General features: G+C 70.1%; 26 protein-coding genes. 11 read left to right on the forward strand and 15 right to left on the reverse strand.

Annotated features, from left to right (window positions below):
- Nucleotides 1–2: 2 nt before the first annotated feature.
- The 3 genes from ACFWIW_RS10505 to ACFWIW_RS10515 all read right to left on the reverse strand — a co-directional run bounded on the left by ACFWIW_RS10505 (nucleotide 3) and on the right by ACFWIW_RS10515 (nucleotide 2,319).
- The gene (locus ACFWIW_RS10505; protein WP_378368178.1) at nucleotides 3–476 is read right to left on the reverse strand and encodes a flavodoxin family protein; all 474 of its coding nucleotides are present in this window, start codon (nucleotides 474–476) and stop codon (nucleotides 3–5) included.
- A gap of 62 nt (nucleotides 477–538) precedes the next feature.
- Nucleotides 539–1,441 (reverse strand): serine hydrolase, encoded by a 903-nt coding sequence (locus ACFWIW_RS10510; RefSeq protein WP_378368179.1) that lies wholly within the window; start codon nucleotides 1,439–1,441, stop codon nucleotides 539–541.
- Nucleotides 1,438–2,319 carry a LysR family transcriptional regulator gene (locus tag ACFWIW_RS10515; protein ID WP_378368180.1) on the reverse strand — a complete coding sequence of 294 codons (882 nt, stop codon included), beginning with the start codon at nucleotides 2,317–2,319 and terminating at the stop codon, nucleotides 1,438–1,440. Before ACFWIW_RS10515 ends, ACFWIW_RS10510 begins: the two co-directional genes overlap by 4 nt.
- Before the next feature lie 101 nt (nucleotides 2,320–2,420).
- Between ACFWIW_RS10515 and bla the strand changes: the two genes are divergently transcribed.
- Nucleotides 2,421–3,311: a class A beta-lactamase gene (gene bla / locus ACFWIW_RS10520; protein WP_378368181.1), complete on the forward strand. Its 891-nt coding sequence runs from the start codon at nucleotides 2,421–2,423 to the stop codon at nucleotides 3,309–3,311.
- Nucleotides 3,312–3,364: 53 nt separating this feature from the next.
- Here the strand turns inward: bla and ACFWIW_RS10525 are convergent, their stop codons facing one another.
- The 3 genes from ACFWIW_RS10525 to ACFWIW_RS10535 all read right to left on the reverse strand — a co-directional run bounded on the left by ACFWIW_RS10525 (nucleotide 3,365) and on the right by ACFWIW_RS10535 (nucleotide 8,376).
- Nucleotides 3,365–5,239, reverse strand: a complete 1,875-nt coding sequence (locus ACFWIW_RS10525) for a Calx-beta domain-containing protein (RefSeq protein WP_378368182.1) — start codon at nucleotides 5,237–5,239, stop codon at nucleotides 3,365–3,367.
- Nucleotides 5,240–5,592: 353 nt separating this feature from the next.
- Complete coding sequence (locus tag ACFWIW_RS10530; protein ID WP_378368183.1) at nucleotides 5,593–6,135, reverse strand: hypothetical protein; 543 nt, start codon at nucleotides 6,133–6,135, stop codon at nucleotides 5,593–5,595.
- A gap of 207 nt (nucleotides 6,136–6,342) precedes the next feature.
- Nucleotides 6,343–8,376: a cytochrome c oxidase assembly protein gene (locus ACFWIW_RS10535; RefSeq protein WP_378368184.1), complete on the reverse strand. Its 2,034-nt coding sequence runs from the start codon at nucleotides 8,374–8,376 to the stop codon at nucleotides 6,343–6,345.
- Between the two features lie 42 nt (nucleotides 8,377–8,418).
- On the opposite strand from ACFWIW_RS10535, the gene ACFWIW_RS10540 reads away from it, so the two are divergent.
- Nucleotides 8,419–9,057, forward strand: coding sequence for a histidine phosphatase family protein (locus ACFWIW_RS10540; protein ID WP_378368185.1), 639 nt, complete (start codon nucleotides 8,419–8,421; stop codon nucleotides 9,055–9,057).
- Here ACFWIW_RS10540 and ACFWIW_RS10545 read toward each other — a convergent pair.
- Together ACFWIW_RS10545 and ACFWIW_RS10550 are read right to left on the reverse strand one after the other, a co-directional pair.
- Nucleotides 9,031–10,221, reverse strand: coding sequence for a sensor histidine kinase (locus tag ACFWIW_RS10545; RefSeq protein WP_378368337.1), 1,191 nt, complete (start codon nucleotides 10,219–10,221; stop codon nucleotides 9,031–9,033). The genes ACFWIW_RS10540 and ACFWIW_RS10545 overlap by 27 nt on opposite strands.
- A 104-nt stretch (nucleotides 10,222–10,325) precedes the next feature.
- Nucleotides 10,326–11,504, reverse strand: a complete 1,179-nt coding sequence (locus ACFWIW_RS10550) for an MFS transporter (protein ID WP_378368186.1) — start codon at nucleotides 11,502–11,504, stop codon at nucleotides 10,326–10,328.
- A gap of 121 nt (nucleotides 11,505–11,625) precedes the next feature.
- Here ACFWIW_RS10550 and ACFWIW_RS10555 point away from each other — a divergent pair, with 121 nt between their 5' ends.
- From ACFWIW_RS10555 to ACFWIW_RS10575, 5 genes are all read left to right on the forward strand, one after another.
- Entirely contained in the window at nucleotides 11,626–12,675 is a 1,050-nt protein-coding gene (locus tag ACFWIW_RS10555; RefSeq protein WP_378368338.1) for a LacI family DNA-binding transcriptional regulator, read from the forward strand.
- Nucleotides 12,676–12,881: 206 nt separating this feature from the next.
- On the forward strand, nucleotides 12,882–13,346 hold the full coding sequence (locus tag ACFWIW_RS10560; RefSeq protein ID WP_378368187.1) for a hypothetical protein: 465 nt from the start codon (nucleotides 12,882–12,884) through the stop codon (nucleotides 13,344–13,346).
- Complete coding sequence (locus ACFWIW_RS10565; protein WP_378368188.1) at nucleotides 13,343–13,567, forward strand: hypothetical protein; 225 nt, start codon at nucleotides 13,343–13,345, stop codon at nucleotides 13,565–13,567. The genes ACFWIW_RS10560 and ACFWIW_RS10565 overlap by 4 nt, the downstream gene beginning before the upstream one ends.
- A gap of 52 nt (nucleotides 13,568–13,619) precedes the next feature.
- Nucleotides 13,620–14,210 (forward strand): hypothetical protein, encoded by a 591-nt coding sequence (locus ACFWIW_RS10570; protein ID WP_378368189.1) that lies wholly within the window; start codon nucleotides 13,620–13,622, stop codon nucleotides 14,208–14,210.
- A 94-nt stretch (nucleotides 14,211–14,304) separates the two neighbouring features.
- Nucleotides 14,305–14,685 (forward strand): hypothetical protein, encoded by a 381-nt coding sequence (locus ACFWIW_RS10575; protein WP_378368190.1) that lies wholly within the window; start codon nucleotides 14,305–14,307, stop codon nucleotides 14,683–14,685.
- A 69-nt stretch (nucleotides 14,686–14,754) separates the two neighbouring features.
- Here the strand turns inward: ACFWIW_RS10575 and ACFWIW_RS10580 are convergent, their stop codons facing one another.
- Together ACFWIW_RS10580 and ACFWIW_RS10585 are read right to left on the reverse strand one after the other, a co-directional pair.
- On the reverse strand, nucleotides 14,755–15,972 hold the full coding sequence (locus tag ACFWIW_RS10580) for a helix-turn-helix domain-containing protein (protein ID WP_378368191.1): 1,218 nt from the start codon (nucleotides 15,970–15,972) through the stop codon (nucleotides 14,755–14,757).
- 27 nt (nucleotides 15,973–15,999) lie between these two features.
- A complete protein-coding gene (locus ACFWIW_RS10585) occupies nucleotides 16,000–16,488 on the reverse strand; it encodes an NUDIX domain-containing protein (RefSeq protein ID WP_378368192.1) in 489 nt (162 codons plus the stop codon).
- Nucleotides 16,489–16,654: 166 nt separating this feature from the next.
- Between ACFWIW_RS10585 and ACFWIW_RS10590 the strand changes: the two genes are divergently transcribed.
- The 4 genes from ACFWIW_RS10590 to ACFWIW_RS10605 are packed head-to-tail and all read left to right on the forward strand — an operon-like array spanning nucleotide 16,655 to nucleotide 17,797.
- The gene (locus tag ACFWIW_RS10590; protein ID WP_378368193.1) at nucleotides 16,655–16,855 is read left to right on the forward strand and encodes a hypothetical protein; all 201 of its coding nucleotides are present in this window, start codon (nucleotides 16,655–16,657) and stop codon (nucleotides 16,853–16,855) included.
- Entirely contained in the window at nucleotides 16,852–17,136 is a 285-nt protein-coding gene (locus ACFWIW_RS10595; RefSeq protein WP_378368194.1) for a hypothetical protein, read from the forward strand. Before ACFWIW_RS10590 ends, ACFWIW_RS10595 begins: the two co-directional genes overlap by 4 nt.
- Nucleotides 17,133–17,453, forward strand: a complete 321-nt coding sequence (locus tag ACFWIW_RS10600) for a hypothetical protein (protein WP_378368195.1) — start codon at nucleotides 17,133–17,135, stop codon at nucleotides 17,451–17,453. The genes ACFWIW_RS10595 and ACFWIW_RS10600 overlap by 4 nt, the downstream gene beginning before the upstream one ends.
- A complete protein-coding gene (locus ACFWIW_RS10605; RefSeq protein ID WP_378368196.1) occupies nucleotides 17,453–17,797 on the forward strand; it encodes a hypothetical protein in 345 nt (114 codons plus the stop codon). The genes ACFWIW_RS10600 and ACFWIW_RS10605 overlap by 1 nt, the downstream gene beginning before the upstream one ends.
- A gap of 544 nt (nucleotides 17,798–18,341) precedes the next feature.
- On the opposite strand, the gene ACFWIW_RS10610 is transcribed toward ACFWIW_RS10605, so the two are convergent.
- Genes ACFWIW_RS10610 through ACFWIW_RS10630 form a run of 5 tightly spaced genes read right to left on the reverse strand, consistent with a single transcriptional unit; the run spans nucleotide 18,342 to nucleotide 21,112 of the window.
- Nucleotides 18,342–18,671, reverse strand: coding sequence for a hypothetical protein (locus ACFWIW_RS10610; protein ID WP_378368197.1), 330 nt, complete (start codon nucleotides 18,669–18,671; stop codon nucleotides 18,342–18,344).
- A complete protein-coding gene (locus tag ACFWIW_RS10615) occupies nucleotides 18,668–19,663 on the reverse strand; it encodes a hypothetical protein (protein WP_378368198.1) in 996 nt (331 codons plus the stop codon). Before ACFWIW_RS10615 ends, ACFWIW_RS10610 begins: the two co-directional genes overlap by 4 nt.
- The gene (locus ACFWIW_RS10620; protein ID WP_378368199.1) at nucleotides 19,663–20,364 is read right to left on the reverse strand and encodes a hypothetical protein; all 702 of its coding nucleotides are present in this window, start codon (nucleotides 20,362–20,364) and stop codon (nucleotides 19,663–19,665) included. The genes ACFWIW_RS10615 and ACFWIW_RS10620 overlap by 1 nt, the downstream gene beginning before the upstream one ends.
- The gene (locus ACFWIW_RS10625) at nucleotides 20,361–20,585 is read right to left on the reverse strand and encodes a hypothetical protein (RefSeq protein WP_378368200.1); all 225 of its coding nucleotides are present in this window, start codon (nucleotides 20,583–20,585) and stop codon (nucleotides 20,361–20,363) included. Before ACFWIW_RS10625 ends, ACFWIW_RS10620 begins: the two co-directional genes overlap by 4 nt.
- 53 nt (nucleotides 20,586–20,638) lie before the next feature.
- Nucleotides 20,639–21,112, reverse strand: coding sequence for a hypothetical protein (locus ACFWIW_RS10630; RefSeq protein WP_378368201.1), 474 nt, complete (start codon nucleotides 21,110–21,112; stop codon nucleotides 20,639–20,641).

Genomic DNA, 21,112 nt, shown 5'->3' on the forward strand with positions numbered 1-21,112 from the left:
GGTCACGGCCGCGAATCGGCTTTGTCGAGCACGTTTTCGGCGAACCGCCGCGCCGCGTCGAGATCCGCCGTGCCGGGCCGGTTCTTGCCGAGGCCACCGACGAGCTTGAACGGGAGCCACGTGTCGAACCCGCGGCACGAGAAGGTGCCCACCACGTCGAATCCCTTGTCGCCGAGCAGCCGCGCCAGACGGCTGAGGTAGCGCCGGAACGGCGGTTCGGGCAGACCGCTCGTGGTGAACACGAACGCCTTCCGCCGCTGGTCCCCCGGCAGCTCCTCGACGAACCGGCGCAGGCGCGGATGGAAGTCCATCCCGAAGATCCCCGAGCCGAATCCCACCAGGTCACAGGATTCGAGGTCGGCGGGCTCGATCTCCCCGGGGCTGACGACACGGGCGCCGAGCACCCCCGCCATGACTTCGGCGACCCTCGCCGTGTTGCCGTGCGACACCGAAACGCACACGATGACGACCTTCATGCCCATCCTCCACTTCGCCGGTCCTTTCCCTTAGGAACCGGGCAGCGGCGAAGAACGTGACGTCACCCCTCGCGCAGGTGATCCCGCAGCTCCCGCGCCACGCGGGCCATCAGCACCTCGGCTTCCGGCTGGATCGCCGCCGGCACCCTGGATTCGGTCAGCGCGGCGATCGCGAACATCCCGCCGTCGGCGTGCTCGACCACCCCGACCTCGTGCCGCAGATTCAGCACGGTCCCCGTCTTCGACGACCATTTCGTCGCGTCGGAGACGAAATCCGGGCTCAGCCGTTGACGCAACAGGTTGAGGCCCATCAGTTCGCGAACCCGCGCCGCCACCTGTTCGTCCACTTTGGACGGCTTCCACAGCGCTTCGAGCAGGTTCACGAACGCACGGGCCGAACCGGAGCTCGCGCGCGTGACGTCCAGCTGTGGAACGGGATGGCCTTGCCCCGCCGTGCCGGCGTTGATCGCGAGCGCGTGCGCGAGGTGGACGTCGGCGGGGTCGAAGCGTTCGGCCGGGGTGTCGCTGAGATCGGCGGCCGGATGCCGCGCGGCGATCCCGGTGACGCCCCATTCGCGCGTCATCCTGGTGACCTCGGCGGGCGGCGTCAGCGCGAACAGCGCGTCCGCGGCGGTCTCGTCGCTGATGGCCATCGTCAGGTAGAGCAGGTCGTCGATCGCCACCCTGGCCGGATGCCGGAACCGGGTCAGCCCGGTCGGCCCCGGCGACGTGGCCCGACCCGGTTCGACGTCGAGCCGCGCCGAGCCGTCCAGCTCGCCGCGCCGGATCCGTTCCAAGGTCGCCGCGGCGAGCGGGATCTTCACCAGCGAGGCGCTCGGGAACTCGAGGTCGGGGTCGATGCCCGCCTCGTGACCGGTACGCAGATCTCGCACGAGGAACGAACCCCGCAGGCCGCCGTCGGCCAGTTCGGCGCGCAGCCGCCTGAGCAGCGGTTCCGTGTTCACGTCGTCTCCTCCGCGCCGAGACACCGGGCGATGTCCGGCCCCAATCGTGCCCGGAGCCGCTGCGCGTCCTCGCCGGGCCCCGCCGTGATCTCGAACCCGCGCACGAGCCGGATCTCGCCGATGGTCCGCCAGGTCAAGCCGAGCTCGGTCGCCTGCGCCGCCGAGCACAGCAGCAGATCGTCCGAACCGAACACGGCCGCGGCGGCCGCGGTGAGCGAATCGGCGACGGACACCTGCGCGGGCCGCAGCCCCACCGCGTCACGGATCCGGAACAGGCGGTCGCGCAGATGCGGGACGTCGTCTTCGGGCTGGATCCAGACCCGCCGAGGCGAACCGCCGGACCGGCCGACCCGCAACGTTTCCAGATGGAGGACGTCTCCCCGCGGTCTGCCCACGCCCGCCAGCCCGAGCGGCACCTTCCAGGTGCCCTCCTCGCCGGGGACGGCGGTGAGCGCGGCGCGCACCTCCTGCGTTCGCACGAGTTCCGCCCGTTCCCGCGGCGGCGCCTGGCGGAACTCCAGGAAGACGTCCAGCGCCCGCGCCGCCGCGTCGAGTTCGGCGAGCTCGCGGACGGTGCAGGTTTCCGGCATCGCCAGCCGTATCGGCCGCAGTCTGGCGCGCCGCGCGTCGTGCTCCAGGGTGTCGGCCAAGGCCACCAGCCGTTTCGCCGACGGCAGCATGTCCCGCCCGAACGGGGTGAGCACGGCGCGCCGGGTGGACCGGTCGAACAACCGCTCGCCGAAATGCCGTTCCAGCGCGGCGATCCGGCGGCTCGCCACCGGCTGGGGGATGCGCGCGAGCGCGGCCCCGGCGGTGAACGTCCCGGCCTCGCTCACGCTCACGAACGCCCGGCAACTCCCGATCAGGTCCACGACCACATATTATGCGTGTTTCGCATGAAAGTCGTCATTCATGTCTTGGACAGCATGACCGGTGCTGGACAGACTGCGGACATCGAACGATCTTGAAAGGAATCACCGTGTCCGTCACTTCCCGCCGGTGGGCCGCGCTGCTGGCGCTCTCGGTCGCCTCACTCACCGCGTGTTCCACCCCCGTTCCGCCACCGCCGCCCGCCGCCGCGCCGTCCGTGTCGACCGAACGTCCCGGCTTCGAAGGGCTCGAACGCGCTTACGGCGCCCGGCTCGGGGTGTACGCGGTGGACACCGCGACCGGCCGCGAGGTCGCCTTCCGCGCCGACGAACGGTTCGCCTACGCCTCGACGCACAAGGTGTTCAGCGCCGGCGGTGTCCTGCAGCGGACGCCGGTCGCCGAGCTGGACCGCACGGTGACCTACGGAAAGCAGGACCTGGTCACCAATTCGCCGGTCACGGAGAAACACGTGGCGACCGGCCTGCCGCTGCGCGCCGTCATCGACGCGACCCTCCGGTACAGCGACAACACCGGCGGGAACCTGCTCTTCCGTGAACTCGGCGGCCCCGAAGGACTCAACGCGGTGTTCCGCGGGATCGGCGACACCACGAGTCACGCCGACCGGATCGAACCGGCGCTGAACGACACGGCGCCCGGCGACAGCAGGGACACCAGCACACCCCGCGCGCTCGCCGTGAGCCTGCGGGCCTTCGCGCTCGGCGACGCCCTCCCCGAGGACAAGCGCAAGATCCTCGTCGACATGATGCGGGCCAACACCACCGGCGATCAGAACATCCGCGCCGGGGTGCCCGGCTGGGCGGTCGCCGACAAGACCGGCACGGCGGCCTACGGGACGCGCAACGACATCGGGGTCGTGTGGCCGCCGGACCGGGCGCCGATCGTCATCTCGGTGCTCACCGACCGGCCGGGCAAGGACGCCGAGATCGACAACAAGCTGCTCGCCGACGCCACCGCGGCGGCGGTGAAGGCCCTCCCCTGAGCCGTCCCGCCGGGACGGACGAGGCTGCGTCCGTCCCGGCGGGATTCAGCGGCTCAGCGACGGCAGGGGTTGCCCGCCGGATGCGCCGAGGTTCCGTGCACGTCGGCCTGGGACTCCGCGAGCACGATCTTCGCGAGCGCGGTGTCCAGCGCGACGGCCTGCTGCTTCACGACGCCGTTCGCCACGGTCTGGCCGTTGAGCTTCAGCGAACCGATGACCAGCGGGATGGTCAGCGGCGCCGAGCCCACCGTGATCGACTCGCCGTTGATCTTCAGCGAGGCGACGTTCGAACTGCCCGCCAGCACCGGCGCGAGCCCGCCCGCCGACGGCTGGCAGGTCGCGGTCGCCTGCGACTGGATCACGCCGAGTTCGATGGTCAACCCGAGCGTGCTGATCACCGTCTTGTCGATCTTGGCCGACGCCAGCGCGCGATCGCCCGCGGCCGGAGCCGCCGACTGGTCGTCCGGCGTGAGATCGGTCGACGCGGTGAGCACCTTGGTGTCCACCTTGATCAGACCGGCGTTGAGCGTCGCGGCGGCGACGGTGCTGCTGTCGTCGGCACACGGCAGGTTCGCCGGGTTGGCCCGTGCCGCGGTCACACCGAGGACGTTCGCCGCGGTACCCGTGCAGGAGAAGACGCCGTCACGGTCGTCGTCGACGATCGTGCCGACGCCGGTCGCGTCGAGGAGACCGGCTCCCGACGGGGCCGACAGGTTCACCGTGAAGGTCTCGTCCGGCTCGTCGACCTTGTCCGGGTTGACCAGGACGGTCACCGGTCTGGCCGTCTGACCGGGGGCGAACGTGACCGTCCCGCTCGCCGCCGCGTAGTCGGCGGGCGCGGTCGCAGTGCCGTTGGCGGTCGCGTACTGGACCGTCACCGGATTCGGGCTGGGGCCGCCGAGCAGCGACACCGTGAACGTCGCCGGGACTTGCGCGCCCCCGGAGCCCTCGCCGACCGTCACGTCGTTGATGGTCAGCCCGAGCACGCGCACGGTCGTGGTCTCGATGTACCCGCGGGACATCCCGTCGACCTGGTAGTCGACGACGCACTGGTAGGTGCCCGGGGCCGCCCCTGCCGCGACCTTGATCGTCTCGGTGAACGTGGCGACCTCACCGCTGGTCACCTTGACGCTGCCGGGGTCGTTGGTGACGGTGAGCTGCGGGTCGCAGCTGGTCACCTTCGGCGTCACGGTGACCTCGATGGACTTGATGCCGTCCAGGATGGCCTGCGAGACCTGGCCGGCCGGGACGTTGTTCAGCAGCACACCGCCCGTCGCGGACGTGATGGCGGAAGCCTGTCCCGTGGCGTCGAGCCCGCCGACGTTGACGGCGACCACGCGGATCTTCGCCGCCTGCAGCGCCGCGATGGTCTGGGCCAGCGTGTGCCCGCCGCTCGGGTCGTGCGACGGCGCGTCGCCGAACCACGCGATGATGCGGGTGCCGTCCGGCCGGAAGGCGACCGCGCCGGTGGCCAGCTGGTACAGCGCGTTCAGGTTGGCCTCCGGGGTGTCCCCGCCGCCCGCGGCCGACCATTGGTCGATCCCCGCCTGAACGGCGGCCGTGTCCGCGGTGATGCCCTGGTTGACCTTGAACGGCACCGAGTCGGTGAAGTCCTTGTACTCGGCGACACCGAACTGCGCGGTCGGCTGCGCGGCGAGCACGTCACCGGTGATGGCGCTGGCGTTCGACCGCACGTTGCCGATCGGCCCGCCCATACTGCCCGTGGTGTCGGCGAGCAGGACGAGGTCGGGGTTCGGCGGCACGGCCGAGGTGGTCACGTTCTTGGTCACGGTCGTGCTCTGCCCCGCGTTGAGGGTGAGATCGACCGTGGCCGGGTCGACTCCCGGCGGGGCCGCGGCCGCGACCGCGGTGGACGCGAACATCGCCGTGACGGCGGCCAGGACGACGAGCAGTGGTCTTCGTGACATGGACTTCCCTCCTCAGATCCGGCCGGAGCCGGAATTCCTACGGGCTGCCTGAGAAAGACGGAATATTTCGCTTTTCGTTAGCGCGAGGGCCGGTCTTCACCCAAAGCGCCCTGTGTCAAGGCGCCAACGGTGCTGTTACCGCGAATCCGGGCTACGCGGACCAGGTCCGCGTTGCGCCGTCCAGCCGAAGGATCTTCGACGTCTCTCACTCTTCAGCGTGAGAGGTGTCGAAGTTCCCTGCGTTTTCCGTGATCGCCTCACCGAACGCGGTGCGACGGACAATCACCGAATGTCGCAACGTCGCACGCCGATCGATACCGTGGCGAGACATCGGACCGTGTCGTGGCGACCGGTCAGTAGACGCATTGGATGATCGCGTCGTCCAAGCGGACATACTTCGCCGGCCCGCCATTGTTGCCGTAGATCGGCTGGAGATACACGGTACCCACGCCGTTCAGATCGAGATTCGGCAAGGTGATGAGCTGATAGCCCGCCCAGTCGTCGATCCACTTCACCGTGTGGGAGATTTTCCGCCAGCCGTTGGGATCCCAGATCTCGAGGCCGATGTTCGCCCCTCCACCGACCGGGTCCGCGTGGATCGCGGCGGCGCAATTGGATCGATTCGACGGGAAACCGCTGAGCGACTTCGCGGTCCTCATCGCCGACCAGCCGTTGTCGGCGAAGAGCCAGCCGTTGTTGTTTCCGGTTCGCGCGACACCCATGCCGATGTCGACCCAGGAATGCCCGTCACCGCCTTGGATTCCCCGCTCCCAGACACCGAAGGGATTCGATTCGTATCCGTCGGCCCATTGCGTGATCCCGGCCTGCGCAGTTCCCGCGACCCCCAGGAGCGCGATCGAAAACACCGACAGGACGGCGAATATCTTCTTGAACACGAGAGTTCCCCCTCTTCGTGCGAAATGAACCCCGCCAGGGGAACAGAGCCGGCACGACGAGCACAAGGTCCTTTCGCGCGCACAACCGACCGCCCTCAAGGACCGGCCCCTGCCGAAACAACGGACGGCCGACTGGCCGAGGAGACCGCCGACGTTGCGAAAGCCACTTTCCCAACGTTGAAGGTTGCGAAAGTGGCTTTCGCAACGTCAGCGGGACGAGCCCTGCCCCGGCCCACGCCCCTGATCGGCGAGTTTCTTCAGCATCGCGTTGTAGGCGTTCAGATCCGCGTCGCCCGAGGCCTCCTCGCGGCGATCCCGGCGCCGCGCCTCCCGCTCGTCCTGGCGCGCCCACTGCACCAGCAGCGCGACGAGCACCAGCAGCACCGGCAGTTCACCGGACGCCCACGCGATCCCGCCGCCGAGCCGCTGGTCGGTCAGCAGATCGGTGACCCACGGCAGTTTCAGCCCGCGGTAGAAGTCCTGCCCGAGCACGGTCTGCATGCTCATCAGCGCGATCCCGAAGAACGCGTGGAACGGCATGGCGGCGAACATCATCCCCAGCCGTCCCAGCGGCGGGAGCCGTCGTGGCGCCGGGTCGACACCGATCACCGGCCAGTAGAAGACATACCCGGCAAGCAGGAAGTGCGCGTTCATCGCCAGATGCGCCCAGTGGTAGTTCAGCGCGGAATCGAACAGGCCCGAGAAGTACAGGCCGTAGAAGGAACCGACGAACAGCAGCAGGGCGACGATGGGATGCGTCAGGAACCGCGAAAGCGGCGAGTGCACGAACGCGAGCAGCCATTCACGCGGCCCGGGCGGGGCGTCCTTGCCCGCCGCCGGCAACGCGCGCAGCGCGAGCGTCACGGGTCCGCCGAGGACGAACAGCACCGGGGTCACCATCGACAGGAGCATGTGGTTGCCCATGTGCACGCTGAACATCGCGGGCGCGTACCGCCCGATACCGGACGACGTCGCGATCAGCAGCACGAAACAGCCCGCGAGCCAGGCGACCGTCCGGCCGGTGGCCCAGGTGTCGCCGCGGCGGCGCAACCGTCGCACCCCGGCGAGGTACAGCCCGGCGAGAACGATCGCGAGGGTGCCGTAGACGAGGTCGAACCGCCAATCCGTGAGCAGCCGGAGAACGGTCGGCGGACCGTAGAGGTCGTAGCCGATCAGCAGTTCCGTCGTCGACGGCTGGGTGAGCGATTCCTGCGGCGGCGGGGTCTTCGCGAGCCCGGTGGCGATGCCGATCGTGATGAACATGATCAGCACCTCGACCGCGGCGAGCCGCAGCAACTGACCGCCGCCGGCGCCGTTCACCAGCCCGGCGACACCCTTCTGCCGTTGCTGGTGCCCGAAGACACCGAGCAGCAGCAACGCGACGACCTTCGCGACCACCAGCAGGCCGTAGTCCGTGGTGAACAGGTCGGCGATCCTGATCCGCACCAGCGCGTTGACGACGCCGGAGACCGCCATCACGATCCAGCAGACCAGTGCCAGCTTGGAGAAACGTGTCGCGGCGAGTTTGAGGTTCTCGCCGCGGCGCCAGCCGAGCGCGAGCAGCGCCACCAGCCCGCCGACCCACAGCGCGGCGGCGACCAGGTGGTACAGCAGGCTGTTGGTCGCCATGTCGTGCGAGCCGCCGCTCGCGGAATGCCCCGTGACCGCGACCGGCACGAGGCCGCCGACGGACAGGAAGAACACCACCGTCGTCCAGCCCCAGGTCAGCGCGAGACGGCAGCCGAGCGCGACCAGCAACGCGATCAACGCGGTGAACAGCCAGGCCTTGGGCTGTTCGATGGCGTCCACGAGGTCGATCAGCACCTGCGGCGAGAGCACCTCGGTGAAGGGGCGTCCGGCGCCGTCGGCCGCCGAGAAGAAGATCGACGCGGCGGCAGCGAAGAACCAGACCCACGCGGCGACGCCGGCGACGCGGATGGCCGCGTAACCGTCGGCCGCGAGCGTTCCGGACTTCTGCGGCGGGACGAGGAACGCGGCGAGCAGCAGCGAACCCACGCACAGCACCGAAGCAGCCTCGGCCAGCACGCGGACGACGGTGATGCCGTAGCGCGTCACCAGCCCCGGGTCCGGGAGTCCGGCGATGACGTAACCGGCGCCACCGGTCAGCGCGACCAGGCCGACGGCCACCACCGCGGCCAGGAGCGCCCCGATCGACACCAGCGGCAGGACACCGGCCTTCCGCGCGGATGGGGCCGGTTTCGTCTCGGGGTCTGAAGGCACGTCACGAGGGTATGCCGGACGCGCAACCGGCAAGATGGCGGCGTGCGGATCATCCTGCTGAGGCATGCCGAGTCGCTCGGCAACGTCGACGAGCTCGCCTACACCCGGATCCCCGACCATGCGCTGCCGCTCACCGAAGCCGGCCGCGAGCAGGCCAGGCTGGCGGGCCCGGAGATCGAGGAACTCCTCGACGGGCAGCGGCCGGCGGTCTACGTCAGCCCGTATCTGCGGACGCGGGAAACGTTGCGGCTGATGGACATCCGTGACTCCTGCGAGCGGATCGTGCCGGAGCCGAGGCTGCGGGAACAGGACTGGGGCAACCTCCAGGATCCGCAGGAGCAGGAGGTCCAGAAACAACGCCGCCACGAGTTCGGGCACTTCTTCTACCGGCTCCCGTTCGGCGAGTCCGGCGCGGACGTGGACGACCGGGTCGCGGCGTTCCTCAGCGAACTGGCCGCGTGCGGCGAAGATCACCCCGAAACCGTGCTGGTCGTCTCACACGGGCTGACCATCCGGTTGCTGTGCCGTCGCCTGTTCGGCTGGAGCATCGAGCTGTTCGAATCCCTGTCCAACCCGACGACCTGCGAATACCGGGTCGTCGAGCGGGTCGGCGACAAATGGACGCTGGACCGCCCGTTCCGCCAGTGGCGGGACTCACCCGACGGGGAGACGCAGGACTGAATCAAGTTCAGCGGCGCGCAGCGCCCCCTTCGAGGGCGGTGGCGGGGGTATGGATGGAGGAGCGAGGAGCACCACTCTCGTTCCCAGGCCCGGGCTGGATTCGATCCGCGCGAAACCGCCGATCTCGGCCATCCGGGCGATGATCGAGTGCTCGAGGCCGAAGCCACGCCGCCGGTCACCGACGTCGAATCCGGCGCCGTGATCGCGCACCGTCAAGGAAACCCCGCCGCCGATCTCTTCGACGCTGACCACGGCCCGCCGGGTCCCGGAATGCTTCAACGTGTTCCGCAGGGCCTCCCTGACCGAGTCGTGCAGTGCCACGGCCGTTTCTTCCGCGAGCTCCGGAGCGCAGTCGTCCTGGATGACGACCTCGGCTCGCAGGCCCTCCGCGGCCATCTCGGCGGCGAGCAGCCGCAGCCGCTGGTGCAATCCGATCCGTTCGGTGGATTCGTGTTCGAGACTGATCCGGATGCGCATCGCCTGCGCGCGAGCGATCCGGCGGACACGGTCGAGGCTGGCCGCCGGGTCGAGTTCGTCGGCCGGCGCGGGGATCGCGAACGACTCCATCACCTGCAGGACGGTGTCGTGGACGTCGCGGCGATGCCGTTCGCGCTCCGCCGCCCGGCCCTGCTGCTCCCCGAATCCGAGCGCGAACCGCATCGAAGCACCGACCACGCCGACGATCGCGAGCGACGCCACCAGGGCGGTCACGAGGGTGAGCAGGAGACCGAGCGGGGAGCCGGGGGACAGCACGGTGTGCAGCAGCACCGCGCCCCCGATGGCCAACGCCCCCGCCGGCGCGCCACGCAGCAGAGCGCAGATCATCACCGTGCCCATCAAATGGGTCCAGGTGATCGACGTGATCGCGCCGTCCTGCGCGAACGGCGTGGCCGCCAGGACGAAGAGCGCGGCGAACCCGGCGTCCGCCACGGGAACCAGCCGCGTCCCGGCCGGAGGACGGCGGAAGATCCAGACGGCTTCGGCGACGTTCGGCACCAGGTGCAGCAGCACGAACATCCACAGCACCGACCCGCCGGTGCCCGCCGTCCACAGCGCCTGCGCCAGCATCACCAGCCGGAAGGCCACCGGGACCAGGATGAGCCAGGGCAACGTGGTCCGCACCAGCCGCGCCGGAATCCCGGCACCCGCTCCCCGCATCAGCACTCTCACGCCGCCCCTCCCCCGGATCAGCCCTCCTGAAATGGCGACCAAGCCGCATTCATTTCAGTTTACCGAGCGGTCAGCTTGCCCGGGCTCCGGCGAGAATGTCAACGGGCGACGGGTTCGGCGGCCTCCTCCCGTTTCCGCGCCCGCGCCGCGGCCACCGCGGACGGCACGATCAGCGCGGCGGTCAAGCCGACGAACAGGAACGACACCGAAAGCGACGTCACCTGCGCGATCCCGCCGATCAGCGGCGGCCCGGCGAGGAAGCCGGTGTAGGCGATCGCCGTGACGAAGGCCAGCTCCCGCTCGCCTCCGGTGCCGTCGGCGCGTTTCCCCGACGCTCCCGCGAGGCTCAACGCGATCGGGAAGGCGGCGGCCAGCCCGGCACCCGCCAGCGCGAAACCGACGAACCCGAACACCGGGAGGCTCGCCACCGCGGCGAGCACCAGGCCCGCCGCGGCGATCCCGGCGCCGACCGCCAGCGCGCGCGTCGCGCCGAAACGGTTCTGCAGCCAGGCGCCCGCGAGCCTGGCGAGCGCCATGGCCAGGGCGAACCCGGAGTAGGCGAAGGCCGCGGCGCCGTCGCCGACCCCGTGCACGGACGTCATCAGCAGCGCGGACCAGTCCGAACTCGCGCCCTCCGCGATCGCCGAGAACAGCGCGATGGCGGCGAGCAGCCAGAGGACGGGACGTTTGATCGGCGGCACTCGCGGTTTCTCGACGGGTTCGGTGTGCAGGGGCCGCGCGCCGGGCACGGCCGTGATGACGAAGGCCAGCACGACCAGCGCGGCCAGCGCGGCGACCGTGAGATGCCGCCCCGGCGACCACTGGTGCGACGCGGCGAATCCGGCGGCGACGGAGCCCGCCAGCGCGCCGAAGCTGAATCCGGCGTGCAGGATCGGCATGATGGCCCGCCCGGACCGGCGTTCCACCTCGACTCCCGCGACGTTCATCGCCACGTCCAGCGCGCCGACGCTCGCGCCGAGGACGAACAGCGCCCCGGCGAGCAGGGCGACCGACGTCGAGAAGCCGATCATCGGCAGCGCGGCACAGGCGATGATCGTGCTGCCCGCGACCACCGCGCGGGCGCCGTGGCGTTCGATCAGCCGCCCCGAAACCGACGCCGCGATCAGCATCCCGACGCTGGCGCCCAGCAGGGCCAGCCCGAAAACGCCCGGTGAGGCGTTCACCCTTTCCGACAACGCCGGAGTCCGCGGCGCCCAGGAGCCGAGCGCGGCCCCGTTGAGCGCGAACACGACGAAAACGGCCGTACGGTCACGCATAGACCCCAGTCTCCTTTCGATTCCTCTTCCCCCAGAATGACTTAAGCGCTTCAGAAAGTCCACCGGCGCGGCCCGGGACTACACTGCGCCGGTGACCAGCACGCGACGGCGAAGGCCGACGTTGGACGATGTCGCCGACGCCGTCGGGGTGTCGCGGGCGACCGTGTCCAACGCCTACAACCGGCCGGATCAGCTGTCCGCCCAGCTGCGGGAAGAGGTGCTTCGCGCGGCCAAGAAGATCGGGTACGCGGGGCCGAACCCGACCGCGCGCAGTCTCGCCACCAGCCGCACCGGCGCGATCGCCGTCCTGCTCGACACGAACCTGTCGACGGCGTTCTCGGATCCCGCGCTGTCGGTCACCCTCGACGCGCTCTCGACCGTCGTCGACCCCGAGGGCCACGCCCTCCTGCTGCTCCCCGGCGACGGTGAGAGCGGCGGCCCGCGCGCGGAGCGGATCCTGACCGCGCAAGCCGACATCGCGGTGGCGTATTCGCTGGCCGACGGCGCGCCGGCGCTGAACGCGGTCCGGGACCGGGGGATGCCGCTGGTGGTGATCGACCAGCCGCATATCCGCGGTTCGGCCAGGATCGGGGTCGCGGACCGGGCTGGAGCGGCCGCCGCGGCCCGGCACCTGGTGGAACTCGGGCACCGGCGGATCGGGATCTTCTCGGCGCAGTGCCTCTCGGCGCCCCGAGGCGGGGAATTGAGCGTGGCCGAGGCCGGGAACAGCCGGTTCCACGACAACCGCGAACGGATGGCCGGATACCTGGAGACGCTGGCCGAGGCGGGGATCCCGGCGACGGACGTGCCGATCTGGGAGGCGTCCGGGCTCTCGGTCGAAGGAGCCCTGCCGAGCGCTTTCGGCCTGCTCGACCGGCACCCGCGGCCGACCGCGCTGTTGTGCATGTCGGATCTGCTCGCGCTGGCGGCGATCTCGGCGGCGAGGCAGCTCGGCCTGTCGGTCCCGGGTGATCTTTCGGTCGTGGGCTTCGACGACATCCCGGCCGCCCGATGGTCCGAACCACCGCTGACGACCGTCCGGCAGGATCTCGCCGCCAAGGGCCGGGCGGCCGGCGAGCTGGTGCTGAGACTGCTGCGCGGCGAGAAGGCCCCCGCCCCCGCCGAGATACCCGCCGAGCTGGTCGTGAGGGACTCCTCCGCGCCCGCGTAGCAGCCGATTTCGGCAAACGCAAGGCGGCCCCGGTGATATGTGGACAACTCACCCCGATCGAGCGGCGCACAACTACTTATCCACGGAAATATGACCGTAGATGACCCTAACCGGTTAGGTCTCTGACCTGGGCCTTCTGGCAACCATAGCCAGCGGGCCCATCGCCGGGAGGCAGACGGTCACCCGCTCCCAACCCGGGAGCACCCATGACCACTGCCTCCGCGCCGGCCACCGACCGGCGCACCGCCTACCGCACCCCGCACACCGCCCGCCGCGTGCAGGCCGCCCGCTACCCCGGCGACCCCGAACGCTGGCGCGTGTCCTGGCTGCCCGGGCAGCTGCTCAGCAAAGCCGACACGAACCTCGCGCTCGCGCTCGCCGAACTCCTCTTCGACGGCGCGCCCCCGCTCGGCTCCGGCCGCCGGCGCCGTCTCGAGATCCTCGCGTCCGGGCTGGATCTCACTGTCGATCGTGCGGCCGAGCTGATTGCCACTCCGCCGCACCGGCTCGATCGGCGGTTCCACACGATGTCGCTCGGCTGCTGGTGCCAACCGCGGCCGACCATCGACGGCGCCCGGCACGTCGAGCCCGGCGGCCGGGAGCCGATCTTCGCCGCCACCGACGCCGACCCGATCACCGCCGACGGCCAGCTCCTCGAGGACCACCGGTGACCCGCCCGCGCACGCCGGCGCGGCGGCTCGCGATCTACCGGCTGTGGCTGCTGCCGCTCGTCGCCTGCTCGGTCGCGCTCATCACCGTGGTGCCGGTCGCGATCCTCGACCGCGGCATGCACGACCCGACCGCGGTCCTGTCCGGTGTCGCGGTCCTGTTCGGCTGGCTGGCCGCGTTCATCGGCACCTGGATGAACTACGAACGCCTGCCCAGCGCGTAACACCTGTTCCACCTCTCCCGAGTTCATGCACACCAACCGCGAAAGGCTCGTCATGACCTACCCCTCTCCCGTTCCGCGGCCGATCAAGCCGAAGCCGCCGAAGTGGCCCTACTTCCTCGTCGCTGGTGTCGTGCTGGCTGGGGTGCTCGTCTTCTCGCTCCTCGCGGTGGCCGTGTCGTCGGTGAGCCCGTGCGCCGACAGCACGCAGAAGCCGCCGTGCGCGGGCAAGGGCTACACCTGGATCGACGCGAGCGGGAAGACGCGGCCGCGGGATCAGGTTTCCGGCGGGCAAAGCCTCGCACCACACACGACGCCGACAACGCCGTTCCGGGAGCCGGATCCCGTCACCACTCTCCCGCCAGCCACGACGCTCGCCGCCGCTCCGCCGGTCACGACTGCGCCGCCGTCTCCGACCGGTCCGCTGACGGAGTTCGGGGACGGCACCTACAAGGTCGGCGAGGACATCGCGGCCGGGACGTACAAGTCACCGGGCGGCGCCTTCTGCTACTGGGCGCGGCTCAGGAACGACTCCGGTGACTTTGGTGCGATCATCACGAACCACGCCGGATCCGGGCCTGCCCGGGTGACGGTGAAGAAGGGCGAGTTCCTCGAAGTCTCCGGCTGCCAGTTCACGAAGTCGTAGCTGGCGGCGGCTGGCGTAACGCTCGGCGGGTTCTCGACGACGTGTCTCGACGTCTCACCTTCGTGGGACGTCGCCGACCGTGGGAGAGCTGCGCATGAAGCCGCGCTTGATCGTCGTCCTCGTCGCTGCCGCCGTGCTCGTCGGCGCGCTGATCTGGTTACTGGTCCCCGTTCAAGCAACGTCACCCGGCGGCCGGGCTCTCGCCTGCGGGAACGGCTTCTACTCGAACAACCTCGCCGCGGACGCGCCGGCGTCGCAGCAGGATCTCGCGGCGGAGATCGCGGCGGCTCGGCTGGATACCCGGTATGGGTCGCTACTTGAGGGCTATGAGGCGGTCTGTGGTGACGCGCTGGCGGTGCGCCGCGGTGTCGGGTTCGGTCTCGCGGGCGTCGGGGTGCTGGCCCTGGTTGGCGTGTTGGTGGTGCGGCGTCCGGCCCGGCGGTCGGATGTGGCGGGTGTGCCGCCGACGGCGTAGATGCCCTTCGCTCGTAGTAACGCCCCGGTGCCTGTTGGTGCCGGGGCGTTCTGCTGTCCGACGGCCTTGTCAGGTCGGGGTGATCACGTCGTAGTGGGCGGCGAGTTCGGCGAACTCCGGGCCTCGGCGGCGGGTGGTGCGGTCGACGAGCCGTTTCATCGTGGCTTTGCCGAGCGGCTGGTAACGGACCCAGTCGGGGGCCAGGTCTTTCGCTTCGGCCAGCCAGCCGAGGGCCTCGCGGTCGCGGCGCAACTCGGCGGCCGCGGCGGCGAGGTAGAGCCGGTGCCCTGCTTCCCAGAACGCTGGGACGTCGCCCCCTTGGACGTCAGGGACCGTGTCGGCCAGGCGCAGGGCATGCTCTGGGTCTCCGGCGCGGACGGCGAGGTCGACGCGCTGAAGCGCCGCGACGCGGGGGCCGAAGATCGCGGCCTCGCTCGCGGTGTCGCCGCGCGAACGGATCGCGGCGGCGTGTGCCGCTGCGAGAAGGTCTTCGGCTCGGCCCGCGCTGCCGGACGAGAGTGCGGCCGTGGCGGCGTTGAAGAGCAGGTTGCCGAAGACGCCGGCGCGGATGGGGTCGCGGTCGAGCATGCGGGGTTCGATGACGGCGGCGGCTTCGGTGGCGACGCGTTCGGCTTCTTCGGCGCGGCCTTGGCGGACAAGGGTCCAGGCGAGGTAGCGCAGGGATATGGCGGCCTCGACTTCGGGAGAGTCGGATTCGGTGGCGGCGTCGAGCGCGCGGGTGGCGGCGGTGTAGGCGAGGTCGTCGAGTCCGATGCGTCCGGCGATTCCGGCGCCGAGCCGGTAGGCGGTGGACAGGACGCGGTGCGCGCCTGCGCGTTGGTCGTCGTGGGTGTCTCGGACGATGCGGCGTGCATCAGTGAGCACGGCGGGTAGAGCGTGGAGGAGTTCGTTGTGGCGGCCGTCGACGTAGGCGCGCCATGCGCTGTGTGCGCTTGTCGTCAGCTCGGCGAGCGGTAGCAGTTCGCGGGATTCGGCGAAGTCGTCGAGGCCCGGGATCCGGGCATCGGCCGTGATGGCTTTCCGGAGGGGTACGACGTCGACGTCCCGCGAGTGCTGCTTCGGAGCGGCGCCGAGCAGCGCGTCGACCGTGACGCCGAGGGCGTTCGCGAGGCTGCGCAGCGTCTTCGGGCGGCAGGTGGCGCGGGTGCCTTGCTCGATCCGTGCCACGGTGTCGATGCCGACATCAGCCGCTTCGGCAAGTTCCTCCTGCGAGAGGTCCCGCCCTTTGCGGAACCGTGCGAGGTTCTCCGCGAACGGGGTGGTCATGGCGCCTCCGGTTTCCGGCCGTCCAGCCTATCCCGCGACGGGGCGTCCGTCTTCGCAGATCACGAGCTTGGCGGAACGGGCGGCGTCCAGCGCGGCGGCGATCCGGCGGGCGAGGATCGGCTTGAGCTTGGCGGCGGCGGTGTCGAGCTGGACCAGACTGACGGACAGGATCTCCGGGTCGGTGATGTCGAGCTTCGCGACGTCGTCGTCGGTGATCTCGCCGCCGTCGAAGATGAACGCCATGCCTTCGGGCATCCGGTCGTCGGCGGGGATGTAGTCGATGACGATCAGCTGGCCCGGCGGGCGGGCGATCCCGAGTTCTTCCCGGATCTCGCGGTCGGCGGTGCGCCACGGTGGTTCGCCTTCGTCGCAGGCGCCGCCGGGAATGTCCCAGTGCGGTTTGTAGGACGGCTCGACGAGCAGAACGCGGCCGGCCCGGTCGTAGAAGAGGACTCCGGCGGACATCCGTTTCCGGTTGAGCGAGCGCACGTAGTCGTCGAACGGGAGCAGATCCACGCTCCGGAGGCTAGCGGCTCGGCGGTGGCCCGGCTGATCTATGCCTTTCACGCCTAGTTGGCGGGGGCTCCAGCGCGCAACTGGTTGTCACGGGCTGTGTTGTTGTCGATCACTCTGCGCCAAAGTTCCTGGTATGGGAACTCGGTGGTGGCGAAGCGAGCGCACAATGCGCGTCGCCGACACGAACGGCACGCCCGTCGAGGTGATCGTCGGCCTGGTACGCAGCAACGTGGACGGCAGATGGCGAAGAGGTCTCGCGATCGGCGCCGGGCCGAGCGCGACGTTCACTGTCCCTGAGGCCACCAACCTGATCAGAGCACTCGAGCAGTCGAACGAGGATCTCCAGCGCGTCGAGGGCACCCGGTGACGGCGGCCGTGATCGCGATGACCGACGAGGACTACGTGCCGTGCTACTGCCCGGACCGGATCCTCGGCGGTCAGGTGCATGACCTCCTGCGGACGGAGCTCGCGGACGGCTCGATTCTGTGGCTCATCCCGCGGTGCCAGGAAGCCGCGGCCGAGCCGCGCCGTCTTCCTCGCATGGACGTACGCGCCGAGGCTCCCCTGCGCGCCCGCACCTGCGACGCGTGCGCGTCCCTCCGGCGCCGTGACCGGATCACCCGGTGCCCGCTGGTCTGGAGGCGGTGACGATGCCCGTGGAGTTTCACAGCTCGCGGCCGCCGATCCCGGCCGTGATCGAACTCGGCGGCCTGCGGGTCCGTGAGGCCGGGGCGCTGTATGTGCCGGTGCGTGGATCCGACAGCCGCGCCCATTGGGCCTACCAGCCCAAGCTGCGCGTTCAACGCGTCCACCTGTGGTGCCAGGACGGACGGTTCGCCGACCCGCCACGGGGCGCGCAGGCCAGCGCGACTGAGGATCTTGGGTTCGCCCTGGCGTGCGAATGGTGCTCTCGTCTGGCCCCGCTTCCCATCCGCGAGACCGACCACGTCGAAGAGGTGAGGTAGTGGAGCCACCGGTCGAGTTCATCCGTGACCACGGTGCCGCGTTGGGCAAGATCAGCCTGGGCCGATTCATGCTCCTTCCGTGGGAGCAGGTCGAGGACCACGACGAGTGGGGGCTCGACCTCATCGAGCTGAGCATCGATCTCGACGTCGAGGTGGAGCGGCAACCAGTCAAGGCGAAGAGCCTCACCGTGATTCTCAACGGCCGGAAACGACCGCCCATCGAAGCCATCCACTACGGCATCCGGCGGCTCGAACATCGCCGGTTCATGGCCCGGGACGAACGGAAACTCGTCGTCGCCGGGCATCGCGTCACCCCGGGCGGGCTCGTGATCCCGACCCCCTGAGCAACCTGGTCGGCGCGACGGTGCCAGCTACGGCGCGCCGACCAGGTTTCCACCCTGCTCGTCGAGACCGGTCCTCTCGCGTACTCCCCCGAGGATCGGCCCCCACTCGACGAGCGGACAGAGTCCGGGGCCCCTTGTGTGCACGGGAGGGCCCCGGACTCACCGCAAACGCCCCGCCGTCTCCGAGAAGGACGGCGGGGAGCCGGGGCGGCCTGATTTCACCGGCCCCGGCATCTGCCCGCCGCTTGGGGCATGCGATCCGCGGCGGGCGCCGGGGGTGGGGTGGGTAGCCCCGCCCCCGGCAACCTTCTACCGAGAGAGGACGCATGAGCCGAGAAAGCCACCAGACGGAGCTGGCCGCCGCCGCTGCCGCTGCCGAACAGCACCGACAGGAGTACGGCACGGAACCCCCGCCCGTGCCGTGCGAATGCGGAAGCACCACATGCCAGGGCGAGTGTGCGGAAAAGGCGTGAATGCCGGAAGACAACGAATCGACGACGGGCCCGCACCGGATATCCAGGTGCGGGCCCGTCGTCTACAACGGTCAATCGACGTCGCCGCCGCGCGGCGGTGGCGCGGACGGCAGACTCGTCACCACCGGTGTCCCGTCACTCGCGGTGCCGTAGGTCGGTGGCTGGTTCGAGCCGAGCACCAGCCGCGTCAGCCACGGCGGCATCTTCGCCTCCAGGGCACGCAGCAGCGGGTACACCACCGCGAGCGCCGCGGGGATGAGCACCATCTGGCCGAGCCCGTCTACCGCGCCGGTCACGCTGTCCGGCAGGCCGAGCCCGGCCAGCCACGCGATCCCCAACGCCCACAGGCCTGGGACGATCGTGCGCAGCCACGACACCAGACGATCACCCAGCCGGTTCACGCCGCACCACCGATCTGGAGTCGCTGCGCGAGCTCGTCCACGATCGCGTCGGCCTGTGCGGCGTTGTCCTCGCCGAGGACCTCCCGCACCACCGGCCCGGTCTCGCCCCGCACGACCTCGCGGAAGATCTCCTTCAGCCGCTCCTCCGTGACCGGCAGGTCCGGGCTGTCGGCGAGCAGCTGCAGCGCCTGCTGCAGCGCGGCCGTCGTGGACTTCATGCCCGCGCGCAGCTCCGACATGGCGTCGCGGAACCGGACGACCCGGGCCGCCGGCGTGCCGGGGTTGTCGGTGAAGAGCGGGGTGTTGAAGTCGGCTTCGGTCCAAGCCATGTCGTCCTCCTGGGTCTGGCCGCCGAGGACGGCGGCGAACTGGGGTCGGGTTCCTCGAAAAGCGAGAAGATCGAGGTTGTTGCCGGGATAGGGGTCGAGGCGTCCGCTGGACGAGAACTGCAAGACGCCGACCGTGTTGCCGCCGTAGCCGTTCCAGAAGGACGCCGGACACTTCTCGTACTGGGCCTCGTAACCGGCGGGGTTGTTGTCCGGGTAGCGCGACGACACCAGCGGCGGCAGGCCGTCGAGGCGCGGGCTGCCGACCTTCTGCCAGTACCACTTCGGCGCGTACGTGAGCACGACCCGGTATCCGGCCTTGCCGAACTCGGAGATCACCGCACGCAGAAACGCGCCATCACCGGAGCCGTCCTCCCAGTCGACCATCACCGGGACACCCCGGTCCGGCTCGATGCTGGCGTGCAGCGCCACGTTCGCCGCCGCGCTGATCGCGTTGCCGAGGTACAGGTACGAGCAGAACAGTTTCCCGCCGCGGATCGCGTTCACCTTGTGCTTCGCGTACGCGCGATCCCGGGTCGTGCCATACCGGCCGCCCGCGGCCTGCGCGGTGCGGGCGATGACGTAGTCGACGGGCAGGCGGCCGACGTCGAGGCCTTCCTGGTGGTGCGAGACGTCGACGCCGCGCAGCACTCCTGTCGTGTCCATCAGCTTCCTCCAAGCGGGAGAGTTGAGGCGGCGTCGGCGACGCAGACCCACCAGGTTTCGGTGCCCTGCCGCCGGGACTGCGCGGTGTAGCCGTCCGGGCACGTCGGGCCCGGCGGTCCTTCGGCGCCCGGCTTTCCGTCCTGGCCGTCCTTCCCGTCGGCGCCCTTCTGCCCGGCGGGCCCGCGGCACGGCTCGGTCACCTGTCCGCAATACGCGGCGACCTGCGCCGCCCAATCGGGACTCGCGGAGTCCTTGCCGTCGCGGCCGTCCTCCGGTGTCGGCATCCGCGCCAGGACCGTCGTCACGATCGCGTCGAAGTTCGGGGACGCGCCATCGACGCCGCGGCACGGGTGCGACGGCGCGGCGCAGTAGTCGGCGACCGCGACCCGGGCCGCCTGCCGCAGCATGGCCGGATCCGGCGCGGCGCTCGCCGTCACCGGCACTGGCGGCGGCTGCACCACCGGCGTGCCACCGAGCGCCTTGACCTGGTCGGCCAGCTTCGTCGCCGCGACCGCGCTGTCCCGCGCCGTCGTCTCCAGCTCGCCGATCCTGTCCCCCTGCGACACGATCCGCGGCCCGAAGTAGACACCCAGCACAAGCAAGGACGTGGCGAGCACGACGGCCGCAACCCGGGCGACATGGTCCCGGCCGGCGTGCGCCGCGGCCTGGTCGACGATCTCGCGTGCGGTGTTACCGGTCACGGGTCTTCCTCCTTTCGAAGGCTCTGCTGGATGTCGCGGAGTTCGTCGGCGTCGAGTTCGCCGTCGGCCAGGGCTTCGAGAAGCTTTTCGGCGGTCTCGGTCCCGGCGGCCTTCGCTGCCTTTTTCGGTGCGATCCACGTGCGGTAGACGAGCACGCTCGTACTCGCGAGGATGCTGATTCCTGTGGGGATCGCGACGACCAGGTCTGAGAAATCACTCACCGACACCCCTTTCGTGCTTCGTGTGGCCTTTGTGGACGGTTCATTGATGTCGCCTACGGTTTCGTGATGTCGAAGAGTTCGGTGGTGGTTTCGTTGTCGGCCCCGGCGAAGCCGGTAACGCTGCCTGTTCCGAGGAGTCGCACGACCGAGACGCCGACGGAGTAGGTGTCCGTGGTCGGCGCGACGAACTTGCCGGATACGAACTGTGGTTCGTGGGTACCGAAAGCCTTGATTTCCCAGATCTTCCGCCGCACCAGCGTGCTACCCGCGACGGTGAGAGATGCCGCCGCGATGTAGCGCACCCGGAACCCGAAGGTGCTGTTCGCGGAGGCGCCGGACATGTCGCCTTCCCATTTCAGAAGGTAGGTTCGGCCAGCCGTCAGCACCGCGGTGACGTAGTCGAGCACGGTCTCGGTCGTGGTGATGCCACCTGCACTGTTCGCTGTGCGGGTGAGGTCTTCAACGAGGCCGTTGCTGAGGGCGTTGAGGTCGCTGGCCCGGACCTTCTGGCCTGCCGTGAAAGCCAT

This window comes from Amycolatopsis sp. NPDC058340 (genome assembly GCF_042723975.1).
Classification (GTDB): domain Bacteria; phylum Actinomycetota; class Actinomycetes; order Mycobacteriales; family Pseudonocardiaceae; genus Amycolatopsis.